The following is a 12283-nucleotide window of genomic DNA, read 5'->3' on the forward strand; positions in this document are numbered from 1 at the left end:
GGTCTAATCCAACACCCCAGAGGCCCAGAGCTCAAGACCCAAGCAGGTCTCTCTCTCCACAGATGGAAAGTCGCACCACAGTTGTGAAGATACCTAAGCTAGTGTCAGGAAAGCCCAAGTATTGAGGGGCATCCTACTGCTCAAGCATCAAGCTGCGCCAAACGATTACAGGCGGTTCAACGGGCACAACGTCCGGTTGCTGCTTGCGCAACTCTGGCGGCGTCACCACGGGCGATGACGGTTGAAGCGGCAAAGGCTGCGCAGTGCCTGCGGTCGATTCATCGCTAGGCGGCTTGTTCATTTGAGGGTAACTACTACCTTGCCCTTGGCGCGTCCCTGCTCGACGTACTGCAATGCCTCGGCCGTGGATTCAAAGTCGAAACAGCGGTCAACCACAGGCTTGATGATTCCGGCCTCAACCAGCTCGGTAATGTGTTGCAGTTGGGCGCCATTGGCCCGCATGAACACGAACCCGTAACTGACGTTCTGCTTGCGTGCCTTGCGCCGAATACCCAGGCTCAGCAGGCGCATGATTTGCTGCAGTGGCCAGGACAACCCTTGCTCCTGCGCGAACTGCGCAGTGGGTGGCCCGGAGATGGAAATGAGTTGGCCACCGGGCTTGAGGACCTTGAGTGATTTCTCCAGTACGTCGGCGCCGAGGCTGTTCAACACCAGGTCATAGTCGTGCAAGACACTTTCGAAGTTCTGCTGGCTGTAGTCGATCACCACATCGGCCCCCAGCGCCTTCACCCATTCGACATTGCTGGTGCTGGTGGTGGTCGCGACAAAGGCGCCGAGGTGTTTGGCCAGTTGGATGGCGAGGCTGCCGACACCGCCGGAGCCAGCGTGGATCAGCACTTTCTGGCCCTTTTTCAATTGCGCGGTTTCCACCAGCACCTGCCAGGCCGTCAGCGCGACCAAGGGGATGGACGCAGCCTGTGCCATGTTGGTATTGGCAGGTTTCAGGGCGATCGCGTTTTGGTCAACTGCGATCAATTGAGCGAACGTCCCGATCCGCGCTTCGGGCGGGCGAGCATAGACGTGGTCTCCCGGTTTGAAACGCGTCACTTGCGAGCCAACCTCCACCACCACGCCCGCCAGGTCATTGCCCAATATCAGCGGTAATGCATAGGGCAGGATCAGTTTGAATTCGCCTTTGCGGATCTTCGAATCCAGCACGTTGACGCTGCTGGCGTGCACCTCGATCAACACATCCTCGGCGCCCACCGTGGGGGCGGGCGCTTCGCCAATGCGCCCGGTGTGCTTGCCATAGCGATCTATTAAAAATGCCTTCATCGTTGCGTGGCTCTTGTCGGTTGCAATAGGGGTGGGCGCAGGGTTTGCGGCGTTGCCGTTCGCTACAAAACAATCACGCCGGGTTTTGGTAGCGCTGGGCAACCGCAGACTGGCGGATCTGCTGCAGCAGGCCCTGGCGTGCGGTCTGCAGGCCATCCCAGCGCTCAGCTTCCTGCAGCGGCGGGATAGTCACCGGCTCGCGCCGATCAAAACCGACCAGTGCGGCATCCACCAGGTCGCCGACTTCCATGATTTCATTCAAGGTGTTGATGTCGACGCCGGAGCGATCCCAGATCTCCGTGCGGGTAGCGGCCGGCAGCACGGCCTGCACATAGACGCCCCGAGGCGCAAGTTCCAGGCTCAGGCCCTGGGAGAGGAACAGCACAAACGCCTTGGTCGCACCGTAGACCGTCATGCCGAACTCTGGCGCAAGGCCCACCACCGAACCGATGTTGATGATTGCACCATCGCCGGCCTTGGCCAGGCGCGGAGCGATGGCGCTGGCGAGTCGCACCAGGGCCGTGGTGTTGAGGGCGACCAGTTGCGCAATGCTCTCGGTGCTTTGCTCGATGAACTGGCCGGACAGCGCCGCGCCGGCATTATTGACGAGGATGCCGATACGGGCGTCGTCGCGCAGTCGGGACTCCACGGTTGTCAGGTCGCCGAGTTGGGTCAAGTCCGCTGGAATGACATCGATGGCGACCTGGTGTGTGCTGCGCAACCGGGCTGCCAGTGCATCCATGCGAGCCTGGTCGCGGGCGACCAATACCAGGTCGTGGCCGCGTTCGGCGAAACGTTCGGCGTAGACGGCGCCAATGCCGGTGGAGGCGCCGGTGATAAGAACAGTAGGACGAGTGCTCATGGGGTCATATCTCTTGCAGGATGGGTGATGACAGCAAGCGCGATCACTGATGCTCAGCTTGCGCTGGCGTTTGATTCAGCCAATGTCGGGTAGTCGATGTAGCCCGCCGAGCCGCCGCCATAGAGGGTAGCGGGATTGAAGGCGGACAATGGCGCGCCACTGCGCAGGCGTTCCACCAGGTCCGGATTGCCAATGAACGGGCGCCCGAACGCGATCAGATCGGCCTGGTCCGCGGCGACTTGCGAAGTCGCCAGGTCCAGGTCATAGCCATTGTTGGCGATGTAGGTGTCTTTGAAGCGCCGGCGCAAGGCGCCGAAATCGAAGGGCGCCACATCACGCGGGCCACCGGTCGCGCCTTCGACCACATGCAGGTACACCACGCCGAGGGCGGCGAGTTGATCGACGACGTAATCGAATTGCGCCTGCGGATCGCTGCTGGAAACGCCATTGGCTGGCGACACCGGCGACAAGCGCACGCCAGTACGATCCCTGCCGATTTCATCGACGACGGCGGCCGTCACCTCGAGCAACAGGCGCGCACGATTTTCGATCGAACCGCCGTAGGTATCGGTGCGCACGTTGGCGCTGTCCTTGAGGAACTGATCCAGCAGATAGCCGTTGGCGCCGTGAATCTCTACGCCATCGAACCCGGCGGCGACAGCGTTTGCCGCGGCCTGGCGGAAGTCGGCGACGATCCCCGGTAGTTCGTTGATGTTCAGCGCGCGCGGTTCGCTGACGTCTTCAAAGCGGTTGTTGACGAATACTTTTGTCGCGGCGCGCACTGCCGAAGGGGCCACGGGGGCGGCGCCGTTTTCCTGCAGGTCAACGTGCGACACGCGGCCGACATGCCAAAGTTGCAGGAAGATTTTTCCGCCCTTGGCGTGGACGGCAGTGGTCACTTCACGCCAGCCCTCTATTTGCGCCTGCGTGTAGATCCCGGGGGTGTCCTGATAGCCCTGGCCTTGCTGGGAGATCTGCGTCGCTTCGCTGATCAGCAGGCCTGCGCTCGCGCGCTGGCTGTAATAGGTGGCCGCGAACTGGCTTGGCACAAAGCCTGCGCCTGCGCGGTTGCGGGTCAGTGGCGCGAGGACGATACGGTTCGACAGCGTAAGGGTGCCGAGGGTGTAGGGGGTAAACAGATTCTGGTCGCTCATCTGGTATGTCTTCCGTGCCCGTTGGTGGAGGTCGGTGGTGCGTGCAATTAGGATGATGATCGAAATCTAAACTGTCAATAGTTTTGATTATGACCAACATCTATGTATCATTGCGGGCATGACTTCCCAATGCACATGAGGTATTGCACGTGAGAGTGACCAAGGCCCAGGCGCAGGCCAATCGGGAGCACATCGTTGAAACGGCCTCTGAGCTGTTTCGTCAACGCGGCTTCGACGGCGTCGGTGTGGCAGATCTCATGGCGGCCGCCGGCTTCACCCACGGCGGGTTCTACAAGCATTTCGCTTCGAAAGCCGACCTGATGGCCGAAGCCTCGGCTTGCAGCCTTGCCAAATCCCTGGCGGCTGCTGAAACGCTCGATGTTGCGGGCTTCATCGACGTCTATGTGACCCGCGAACATCGCGATGGACGCGGCACGGGTTGCACCATGGCGGCGTTGTGTGGCGACGCGGCGCGTCAAACGGATGATTTGAAAGCGACGTTTGCCGAAGGGATCGAGCACACCCTGCAGACACTGGGGGAGAAATACCCGACGAGGCCGGATGGCGCTGCGGATGAGGGGAGAAAGAAGATGATCGACCTGCTGTCCCGTGCGGTCGGTGCGATTGTTTTGTCGCGTGCCTGCCCGGATGACTCCGCCCTGGCGGATGAGATCCTGGAGGTGTGCCGCGCGCAAATGTTTGCTTCGTTGTCGCTCAATGAGGTGGAGACAGAGTAGGGGAAAGCCGCGCTCTGCAGCGCGGCTTCGGCTGGCGTCGCGGGTTAAAACTCGGTTATGACGGTTACACCAGCCGTCTCGAACCGATCCATATTGGTCAACGCGTCGATAGACTGCTCCAGGCTGATGGTTTTACCCACGAGTTTTTCAGGCGCCAGCTTGCCTGAGGTGATCATCTCGAGCATGGCGTCATAACGATGCGCTTGCATGCCGTGGCTGCCGTAGATCTCCAGTTCGTGCGCAATCACCTTGCTCATGGGGACCGCAGGCGTGGCGTGATCAGCGAGCATCAGCCCCACCTGGACGTGTTTGCCGCGACGGCGCAGGTTGTTGATGGAGTTGAAGCAGGTGGTGGGGTGACCCAAGGCGTCCAGCGAGACGTGGGCACCACCCTGGGTGATTTCCAGCACGGCTTCGGTGACGTCCGCGACGCACTGGGCATTGAGGGTGGCGACAGCGCCTAGCGCGCGTGCCAGTTCGAGTTTTTCCTCGCAAATATCGATGGCGATCACGTTCGCGCCGATGGCGTGGGCGATCATCACCGCAGACAGGCCGACTCCTCCGCAACCATGAACCGCTACCCACTGGCCGGCGCTGACCTTGCCTTGGTCAACGACTGCACGGAACGAGGTGGCGAAGCGACAACCCAGGCTTGCGGCGGTAGCGAATTCCATGCTCTCAGGCAATGAGACCAGGTTCAGATCGGCCTGATGGATGCCGACGTACTCGGCAAAAGAACCCCAATGAGTGAAGCCAGGTTGGAACTGCTTGTGGCACACCTGCTGATTGCCGCTGTTGCACTCTGCGCAAGCACCACACCCGCCTACGAACGGCACGGTCACACGGTCGCCGACCTTCCATCGCGTGACGTCTTTTCCCACCTCGGCCACGATGCCCGCGAGCTCATGACCTGGTACATGCGGCAGTTCAATGTCGGGGTCATGACCTTTCCAGCCATGCCAGTCGCTGCGGCATACACCTGTGCCAAGAACCTGGATAACCACACCATGCCGTTCCGGAGACGGATCTGCCACGTTCATCAGGCGCGGCGGCTTGGAAAACGCTTCGTAGACGACTGCTTTCATTCAAATTCCCTATGTTTGGATGGGCGATGCGACAGATGCGGACTCAACGGGCTACCCGTGCTGAGTCATTCGGCCTGGTGTTGTTTTTCACCCTCGATGCGCTTTGAAGCATCACTGTCCAGGCATCTCCATTATGAATAAACGCCTTGAAATTACCCTTCAAGTTGCAATTGACGGAGTGCAAGATCTGAAATTAACCTTCATTTATCGATCTGAATATGAGGAGTTATTTCATGCTTGAGCAACTTGATAAGGCGGACCTTGCAATATCAGAACGTCTGCAGCGAGACGGTAAGCTGTCGAATGTGAAGCTGGCCGAGCAACTCTCCCTCAGCGAAGCGTCCTGTTGGCGCAAGCAAAGACGGCTTGAAGAGTGCGGCGTTATCGAGGGATACCAAGCCATACTCAGTCGCAAGAAACTAGGGCTAGGCCTTACCGCTTTTGTGCAGATCTCGTGCACTGATCACAGCGAAGAAGCCACCGCATTGTTTGAAAAGATTATCCAGTCGGCCCCACAGGTATTGAGTTGCCACAACACCACGGGCGAGGCGGACTTTCTACTTGAGGTGGTTGCACGGGACTTGGATAGCTACAGCCGCTTTGTCGAAAAAGTCCTGAGGAAGCTCCCTGGCGTTTCAAGTATTCGCTCAAACCTTTCCCTGCGTGAAATGAAGACCACCAATCGACTGCCCGTCACCGAACTCTTGAGCATCTGAATGCTGGTAGGACAGGCGCCCTGACGCTGATGATCGATGTGCTCGACAAACTGACCGGCTACTCAACTAGACTCGATCACAGCTGCTCCTGACATCGCCTGGTGAGACTTCATGATTGCCCATACCCCCACGCTTTTTGCCTGTGTCGCCTTAGTAGCTACGATCATGGCGTTTTGTCTGATATTGGTCGGCCAGTTCAACCAGCGTGACGGCTTGCTGACCATTGGCTTTGGTTTGCTAGCACATGCCCTGGCTTACGTTGGATACACCTTATACGGCCATGCCCCGTTGTGGCTGACCTACGGGGCGGCGAACACATTGCTGGCGGTAGCCCTGGCTTTCTACGGGGCCAGTGTATTTCGGATCGTCGAGTTGCCCGTCGCCTGGTGGCGGATCTTCGCGCCGGCGGCATTGATGTTGGTATTGATGGCGAGTCTGATCGACACCCTGGAGCCGCGCATGCTCGCCGCCACGCTGGTGTTGATGGTGCAGTGCGGCCTGATCATCTACTGGACGCGCCGCTACGTCCCCGCTCAAGGGCGTGCGCGCATGCTGTTGATCATCGGCTCGAGTATCAGCCTGATTGGTTTGGGCATGCGGGTGCCCCGAAAACGCTGTGGCGGTTCTGGACGCGTTGCGCGCTTCGGTGGCTGAGTCACCGGCGCGGTTCGGTGAGGCAACCATCTCATTGCGCATCAGTGTGGGGGTGTGCTGCGTGGTGCCAAATGAAGATGACAGCATGGCAAGCCTGCTTGAACGTGCGGATGCAGCGCTTTATCAAGCCAAGGGGCAGGGGCGTAATACCTTGTGTTTGGCACCGTCGCATGTGCATCCCAGTAAAACCAACCGCGTTCATATCATTGAGCATTGACCGCCAGCACAAGCTGATACTCAGTAACCGTCCGATCAGCACCCTCTCCTGACCGTTCTCCAAATTAGCCAAGATAGTGGACACCATTTTTTAGTGGACACTATCTTGGATATAGCTCCCACTCGTCGCCCCGGTCGCCGCTCGAACTTCCCAACCGTATTCAAACGCAAGGTCGTCGAAGCTTCATATCAACCCGGCACTTCAGTGTCGATGATCGCTCGCGAGCACGACGTCAATGCCAACATGGTTTTTCGCTGGCGGCAGCAAGACCAGGACGGCGCATTCGGCCCGGTCAGCCAGAGCGCAACATTCTTGCCAGTCGAGGTGATCAAAGCACCCATCGACTTGCCGTCCGCAGCGCCGCTGCCGCAAGAATCCCATTCCGAGATCCTTATAGAAGTCGGAAAAGCCAAGCTGCGCATCACCGGCACACCTGACCCGCAGACCTTGCACCTCACCTTGCAGCAGTTGCTGCGATGATTTCACCTCCCGCTGGAACCCGTATCTGGATCGCCGCCGGCGTCACCGACATGCGCCGTGGCTTCGACGGATTGGCAGCATTGGTACAAACTCAGCTAGAAGCCGATCCCTTTTGCGGCCAGAACTTTGCCTTTCGCGGACGACGCGGTGGGGTGTTGGGCGGACGCTTACAATTGACCTTTGATAGAGTTCATTTGGCGATGGTTATGGTTGACTTCGCAGTTCGTTAAGTCAATGCGCGCGGATGATATCCGCTGGTGTTCGGAAACCGTCAGGACGGGAGTTTCGTCGTGCTGTTGCTCGAAGTCTTTCTCCAAACTCAGTATCAATTTTTGGCATTGAAAAACCATTGTAAAGATTCTGCAATTGTTGTTCCGGTATTTCTTTGTAGGCTAGTTCCTGTAGGTTTGGTGTTGCTCTCATAAAGCTGTGATTGTGCCTCCCGGAAATTATGGTTTGGGTATGTATGAAGTCTCCATGACTGCTTGCAAATTTATAATATAGTTCTTTGCCATGATCGTTGTGTGCTGTTGTTTTCGTATACCACTCCTCTCCGTTGTTATTTAACTTTGTAAAATGAGGTGTTGTTACTATTCTCCATTGTTCTCCGTCGCTTCCCATTGTTACCCATTGTTTTTTTGTGCTGTGAGTTGTGGTTTTTGTTGCTGTTTCAGATATGATGCCAGGGCCGTTTTTGTAGGCTGGAGATACATTGAATATACTCTTTACGAAACTCATCCACTTTACAACTCTGGCCAAAATATTTTCTACGGATCGCCCGCTGGAATCGTATTTGTTAATTGGGTCGCCCAAGCAATACGCATACGAATTTGTCCCTCCCTTCCCAAATGGACTCAAACTGTCCGGGCTGTTAAATCGCATCAACACCGGATTAAACGCCCTATACCCGTTCCCCAATAAATAATGCCCAGTCACCGCGTCCGGCCGTTCGCCGTTAAAGCCCAGCAGGCTGGTCAATCCGCTTTCGGCCTGGTGATGGCCGTAAGGCGAGTAGGCGATGGGGTGTTGCTGTTGATCGGCTGTGACGGCATGCAGCACTGAGCGTTGCAGGTCAGTCGCCAGCAACGTGCTTTTAACGGAACCGCCCTGGTTCTTGTGTTGCGCCAGCAGGAGGTCGCTATTCTGAAAGACACTGAATCCAATCGCCCCCTGTATTTCAGTGGCCAGGCGGCTTTTGCAGTAAAAACGCTGGTGAGCGGGGGCTTCCGGTTGAAGCTGGCTGATCAGGCGATCCAGAGGGTCGTAGCTGTAGCGGCAACGCAGAATGGGTTGTGTGGATTCCATGGAGGTCGCTCCAGATTCTCAAAGGGAGGGCGATTGAGTATCGGTCGGTCGGCCGCAGTTGGGTACTAGCAGAACTGATAGGTTCAGTGGTCTTTGCGACGGCTGGGCAGTCCGGAGCGCCGCAATCCCTGTGGGAGCGAGCTTGCTCGCGATAGCGGTGGGTCAGCCACCAAGTATGTTTGCTGTGCTGATGTCATCGCGGGCAAGCTCACTCCCTCCGGGGGCTCCGCTGTATTGAAATTTAGCCTTTTTCTGAAGCCGCACAGGTTTGCTCAACACCCTCAATTCAAGCCTAGTAGACAAGAAATGTATGTGCGCTAAGCGTTGTGCAGAATGAAGTCAAAATCCAGGGTGTAATAAAGCGAGTCGATCGAGTTCCCGTACGGATCGATTCCACTCTCATGGCGAACCCAGTCTGCAATCAGGGACGAACGGACACCGAATACCGCATCCGAATCCAGATAGTCGCCACCCTCTCGGAACACGTGGGTGACTAGACGCTGATATCCAGGGGCAGTGATCATGAAGTGCAGGTGGGCAGGGCGCCATGGATGCCGATTTAACGCCTCCAGCATCTTGCCAACCGGGCCATCATGTGGAATGGGGTAGCACTCAGGGACGATCGTGCGGAAGTGGTAATGCCCATTGGCGTCGGCCTGGATAATCGCCCGTCCGTGGTAGTCCCCCATATCTGGCTTCTGAACGTCGTAGAAGCCGGCGGCGTCGGCTTGCCAGACTTCGATGGTCGCATGTGGGATGGGGGTGCCATCTTTGGCCGTGACGGTGCCCTTCACAAACAAGGGCGAGCCTGGAAGCCCACCACTTATGTCTTCGCCCAAGTCGTAACGAGGGGCGTTGGCGACATGGAAGGGGCCGAAAACCGTGGCTTCAGTGCAGCCTTCCGGCTTCTTGTGATTCTGGGCGATAACCAACGTCGACAGGCCCAGCGTATCGGACAGGAGGATGAATTCCTGTCGTTTGTCGGTCGTGATATGACCGATTGCGGTCAGAAACGCGATACCCTTTTCCCATTCCTCCTCGGTCAAATTAGTCTCCCGCGCAAATGCGTGGAGGTGCTGAACGAGTGAAGTCACGATCTCATGCAGGCGCTGATTCTCGGTCCCGGCATTTCGAGTGAGGACAGCTTGTGTGATCGTCTGCTCATCTAGGTTTCGCATGGAGATGCATCCTTTTTTATTTGAGTCAGGAGAGACCTGAGGTGACCTACTCCCTAGGGAACATCAGCTGTTGGCTGGCAGATGCCTGTTCCCGAAACTATAGCGATACGGCAAAGTCACAGACGGTGGAATAAAATACAAAAAATGAAAATCTTTCTTTCACCACAGAAATAATCTTCCCCTTTTTTGTGTGGATGCCTAAGGATGGATCGATTTACTGAGCTCGAGCTTTTCGTATACACGGCTGAACTGGGAACGCTGAGTCGCGCGGCTGAAAAGTTGGAAATTTCCAATGCCGCTGCCAGTCGTCACCTCGCCGCGCTCGAAACACGGCTCGGAGTTCGACTGGTGGAGCGGAGTACGCGCCGTTTATCACTGACCAGCTCAGGGCGTGATTTTTATGCCAAATGCGATGATTTTGGTGGTTACAAAGCCAGTTGTCAGCAGCCTGGATACCCGAACCTTACCTGTACCGGAAGAATTTCTATGAAGCTACTTGAGATCAGTACGTTTATTGCTCGTTGGCCCTTGCTGGGCTTGGTACCCCCGCCGCCTGGATGGTGTCTCAAGACTGCGAAAACCAGGTTTTGGCCTTGCTGGCAGGCCTTGGCGCGGGTTATCGACGCCATGGAAACTGTGCCATCCACGAGAGTGCCGTTGTCGAGCAAGGGGCGGTGCTGAAAGGCGCGATTATCATCGGCGAAGGATCATTTGTAGCGGCGGGCGCTTACCTACGTGGAGGCGTTTACCTCGGCAGCAATTGCATTGTTGGCCCAAGCTGCGAAATAAAAAGCAGCTTCATGCTTGGTGGAAGCAAGTTGGCACATTTCAACTTTGTCGGCGACTCGTTAATTGGCGAGGGTGTAAATATTGAAGCAGGTGCAATCATTGCCAATTACCGTAACGAATTGGAGGGTGCGGATATCAAAATCCGCCATGAAGGCAATGTGATCGAGACAGGAGTGAATAAATTCGGTGCCTTAGTCGGTGACGGCTGCAAAATTGGGGCAAATGCAGTCATCGCTCCCGGCGCACTAATACGGCCAAACACCCACGTGCCACGTCTGGGGTTGATTGACCAGTTCGCCTACGACTAAGCAGCGCCAACTTTAGAGCTGCCCATGCTCGCTATCGTGAATGCTGCAGCGCCGGGGCCTTACTCGAAGCGAGTGGAGCTTGACGCTTAATGGTCGCCTTCGCTAAGGCCTCGGCAACTTCGCGGTTATTTCGCGAGACTGCCCCGTAGAAGGAACAGCGCAAGCGCGATCAGGCAGGCGGTCGTCTGCACACCGCCCAGTGCCGTGACCGGCGCAAATGTTAGTACCGATACCAGCCAGGTAGTCAGTGCAGCCGCCCCCATGGAAAAAAAGCCCAGCAGGGCGGAAGCCATCCCGGCTTCCTTGCCGAAAGGACCCATGGTGATGGCTGTGCCCAGTGGATTGGCCAGGCCCATGCCCCAAAGAAACGTGACCATTGAAAGGGCATACCACCCAAGGCTCGGATCGGACGGGCCTGCGAGGAGTAGCCCTGCGCCTGTCACGGCACAGGCAATACCGAGTGTGGTAATGAGTCTCGGGCCGTAACGGTGCGCCAGGCGCGGTGCCGCCATGCCAGCAGCGAACACAACGAATACTGTGCAGGCGAAGTACAGGCCTGTCTGCAACGACGTCAGGCCGATCCCTTTCATCAAAATAGCGGGGGCGGCGGCGAACGACGCGAACAGTCCGCTCATCAGCAGGCTCATCGAAAGGGCTGGTAGGATGAAGCGCTTATCGAGCGTCAATCGCCAATAGGCTTGCATGACGCTCTTGGCTGAATGCGGCGAGCGTCGGTCGGCTGGGTGGGTTTCACCAAGGCCGCGAACGTAGCAAAAGGCGAGCGCTATGGCCGCTAGCCCTACCAGGATAAAAATTGCCCGCCATCCAAGCGTGACCGACAGCACGCTCCCAGCCAGGGGGGAAAAACCTGGCGCTGCGGCGGTGGCAATCATGGTCAGCGACAAGGCACGAGCGAGCGCCTCTCCCTCAAACAGATCCCGCGCAATTGCGCGCGACAACACAGAGGCGGAGCACACGCCCAATGCCTGGATCACGCGCCCTGCAATTAGCGTATCGAGCGTGGTGGCGAGGCCTCCAATGACGGTGCCCACCACGAAGATCGCGAGTCCACCCAGCACCAGCTTCTTGCGCCCGTAGCGGTCAGCCAGTGGCCCGACCACCAACTGACCCAGGGCGAAGGCGATGAAAAAGCTGGACAGCGTCAGGCCAAGCTCGCGAGCGTCTACCCCCAAGTCTTCACCGATGACGGGGAACGCCGGCAGGATGATGTTCGTGGACAGCATGCTGATAGCCGCTAATCCTGCAAGCAACGCCACAACTCTCCCGGTCAGTGGCTGGCTCAAGGGTCGAGATTGCTCGCTGATAACCGCCAATGTGCCTTTAGCCTCCATGCGTCACCTCCGCTGCCGGCTGTATAAAAACAACGTGGGTAGCGTCGCCTTGGAGGCCAACCTGTCGATAGGCAAAGGATGTAGTTTTGACATCGGCCACCTGGCTTGAAGAGTGGGCAAAAGTTGTCGTCATGGATTTGAATCCGCTGG

General features: G+C 57.4%; 13 protein-coding genes and 2 pseudogenes. 8 read left to right on the forward strand and 7 right to left on the reverse strand.

The annotated features are described in order from the left end of the window. Positions 1-297: 297 nt before the first annotated feature. The 3 genes from ACM6IP_RS00975 to ACM6IP_RS00985 form a co-directional block, all read right to left on the reverse strand. Positions 298-1296: an NADP-dependent oxidoreductase gene (locus ACM6IP_RS00975; protein ID WP_414860735.1), complete on the reverse strand. Its 999-nt coding sequence runs from the start codon at positions 1294-1296 to the stop codon at positions 298-300. 73 nt (positions 1297-1369) lie between these two features. Then, positions 1370-2158 (reverse strand): SDR family NAD(P)-dependent oxidoreductase, encoded by a 789-nt coding sequence (locus ACM6IP_RS00980; protein WP_414860736.1) that lies wholly within the window; start codon positions 2156-2158, stop codon positions 1370-1372. 53 nt (positions 2159-2211) lie between these two features. Further along, positions 2212-3312 (reverse strand): alkene reductase, encoded by a 1101-nt coding sequence (locus ACM6IP_RS00985; RefSeq protein WP_414860737.1) that lies wholly within the window; start codon positions 3310-3312, stop codon positions 2212-2214. A 149-nt stretch (positions 3313-3461) separates the two neighbouring features. Here ACM6IP_RS00985 and ACM6IP_RS00990 point away from each other — a divergent pair, with 149 nt between their 5' ends. Then, positions 3462-4049 (forward strand): TetR family transcriptional regulator, encoded by a 588-nt coding sequence (locus ACM6IP_RS00990; protein ID WP_414860738.1) that lies wholly within the window; start codon positions 3462-3464, stop codon positions 4047-4049. A gap of 44 nt (positions 4050-4093) precedes the next feature. Here the strand turns inward: ACM6IP_RS00990 and ACM6IP_RS00995 are convergent, their stop codons facing one another. Beyond that, the gene (locus tag ACM6IP_RS00995) at positions 4094-5134 is read right to left on the reverse strand and encodes a zinc-dependent alcohol dehydrogenase family protein (RefSeq protein ID WP_401128752.1); all 1041 of its coding nucleotides are present in this window, start codon (positions 5132-5134) and stop codon (positions 4094-4096) included. Between the two features lie 233 nt (positions 5135-5367). On the opposite strand from ACM6IP_RS00995, the gene ACM6IP_RS01000 reads away from it, so the two are divergent. From ACM6IP_RS01000 to tnpB, 5 genes are all read left to right on the forward strand, one after another. Continuing rightward, positions 5368-5850, forward strand: a complete 483-nt coding sequence (locus tag ACM6IP_RS01000; protein WP_095168889.1) for an Lrp/AsnC family transcriptional regulator — start codon at positions 5368-5370, stop codon at positions 5848-5850. A gap of 111 nt (positions 5851-5961) precedes the next feature. After that, positions 5962-6504, forward strand: a complete 543-nt coding sequence (locus ACM6IP_RS01005) for a hypothetical protein (protein ID WP_414860739.1) — start codon at positions 5962-5964, stop codon at positions 6502-6504. Next, positions 6497-6721: a GGDEF domain-containing protein gene (locus tag ACM6IP_RS01010; protein ID WP_414860804.1), complete on the forward strand. Its 225-nt coding sequence runs from the start codon at positions 6497-6499 to the stop codon at positions 6719-6721. The genes ACM6IP_RS01005 and ACM6IP_RS01010 overlap by 8 nt, the downstream gene beginning before the upstream one ends. Before the next feature lie 105 nt (positions 6722-6826). After that, positions 6827-7201 carry an IS66-like element accessory protein TnpA gene (gene tnpA / locus ACM6IP_RS01015; protein ID WP_414860740.1) on the forward strand — a complete coding sequence of 125 codons (375 nt, stop codon included), beginning with the start codon at positions 6827-6829 and terminating at the stop codon, positions 7199-7201. Beyond that, entirely contained in the window at positions 7198-7431 is a 234-nt protein-coding gene (gene tnpB / locus ACM6IP_RS01020) for an IS66 family insertion sequence element accessory protein TnpB (protein WP_414860741.1), read from the forward strand. The genes tnpA and tnpB overlap by 4 nt, the downstream gene beginning before the upstream one ends. Position 7432: 1 nt before the next feature. Here tnpB and ACM6IP_RS01025 read toward each other — a convergent pair whose 3' ends face one another. Together ACM6IP_RS01025 and ACM6IP_RS01030 are read right to left on the reverse strand one after the other, a co-directional pair. Next, entirely contained in the window at positions 7433-8506 is a 1074-nt protein-coding gene (locus ACM6IP_RS01025; RefSeq protein ID WP_414860742.1) for an RHS repeat-associated core domain-containing protein, read from the reverse strand. A 317-nt stretch (positions 8507-8823) separates the two neighbouring features. After that, positions 8824-9684, reverse strand: a complete 861-nt coding sequence (locus ACM6IP_RS01030) for an intradiol ring-cleavage dioxygenase (protein ID WP_414860743.1) — start codon at positions 9682-9684, stop codon at positions 8824-8826. Positions 9685-9888: 204 nt separating this feature from the next. Between ACM6IP_RS01030 and ACM6IP_RS01035 the strand changes: the two are divergent. Together ACM6IP_RS01035 and ACM6IP_RS01040 are read left to right on the forward strand one after the other, a co-directional pair. Then, positions 9889-10065: pseudogene (locus ACM6IP_RS01035) on the forward strand (helix-turn-helix domain-containing protein); the annotation flags it as partial. 105 nt (positions 10066-10170) lie between these two features. Next, positions 10171-10781: pseudogene (locus ACM6IP_RS01040) on the forward strand (transferase). 125 nt (positions 10782-10906) lie between these two features. Here the strand turns inward: ACM6IP_RS01040 and ACM6IP_RS01045 are convergent. Beyond that, complete coding sequence (locus tag ACM6IP_RS01045) at positions 10907-12133, reverse strand: multidrug effflux MFS transporter (protein ID WP_414860744.1); 1227 nt, start codon at positions 12131-12133, stop codon at positions 10907-10909. Between the last annotated feature and the right edge of the window lie 150 nt (positions 12134-12283).

Source organism: Pseudomonas sp. IT-P176, from assembly GCF_949767245.1.
Classification (GTDB): Bacteria; Pseudomonadota; Gammaproteobacteria; order Pseudomonadales; family Pseudomonadaceae; genus Aquipseudomonas.

Excerpts from the sequence above, each read along its gene's own strand:
- ACM6IP_RS01030 (WP_414860743.1), bottom strand. The coding sequence starts at position 9,684 with ATGCGAAACCTAGATGAGCAGACGATCACACAAGCTGTCCTCACTCGA.
- tnpB (WP_414860741.1), top strand. The coding sequence starts at position 7,198 with ATGATTTCACCTCCCGCTGGAACCCGTATCTGGATCGCCGCCGGCGTC.
- ACM6IP_RS00995 (WP_401128752.1), bottom strand. The coding sequence starts at position 5,134 with ATGAAAGCAGTCGTCTACGAAGCGTTTTCCAAGCCGCCGCGCCTGATG.
- ACM6IP_RS00975 (WP_414860735.1), bottom strand. The coding sequence starts at position 1,296 with ATGAAGGCATTTTTAATAGATCGCTATGGCAAGCACACCGGGCGCATT.
- ACM6IP_RS01025 (WP_414860742.1), bottom strand. The coding sequence starts at position 8,506 with ATGGAATCCACACAACCCATTCTGCGTTGCCGCTACAGCTACGACCCT.
- ACM6IP_RS01045 (WP_414860744.1), bottom strand. The coding sequence starts at position 12,133 with ATGGAGGCTAAAGGCACATTGGCGGTTATCAGCGAGCAATCTCGACCC.
- ACM6IP_RS00980 (WP_414860736.1), bottom strand. The coding sequence starts at position 2,158 with ATGAGCACTCGTCCTACTGTTCTTATCACCGGCGCCTCCACCGGCATT.
- ACM6IP_RS01005 (WP_414860739.1), top strand. The coding sequence starts at position 5,962 with ATGATTGCCCATACCCCCACGCTTTTTGCCTGTGTCGCCTTAGTAGCT.
- ACM6IP_RS00985 (WP_414860737.1), bottom strand. The coding sequence starts at position 3,312 with ATGAGCGACCAGAATCTGTTTACCCCCTACACCCTCGGCACCCTTACG.
- ACM6IP_RS01000 (WP_095168889.1), top strand. The coding sequence starts at position 5,368 with ATGCTTGAGCAACTTGATAAGGCGGACCTTGCAATATCAGAACGTCTG.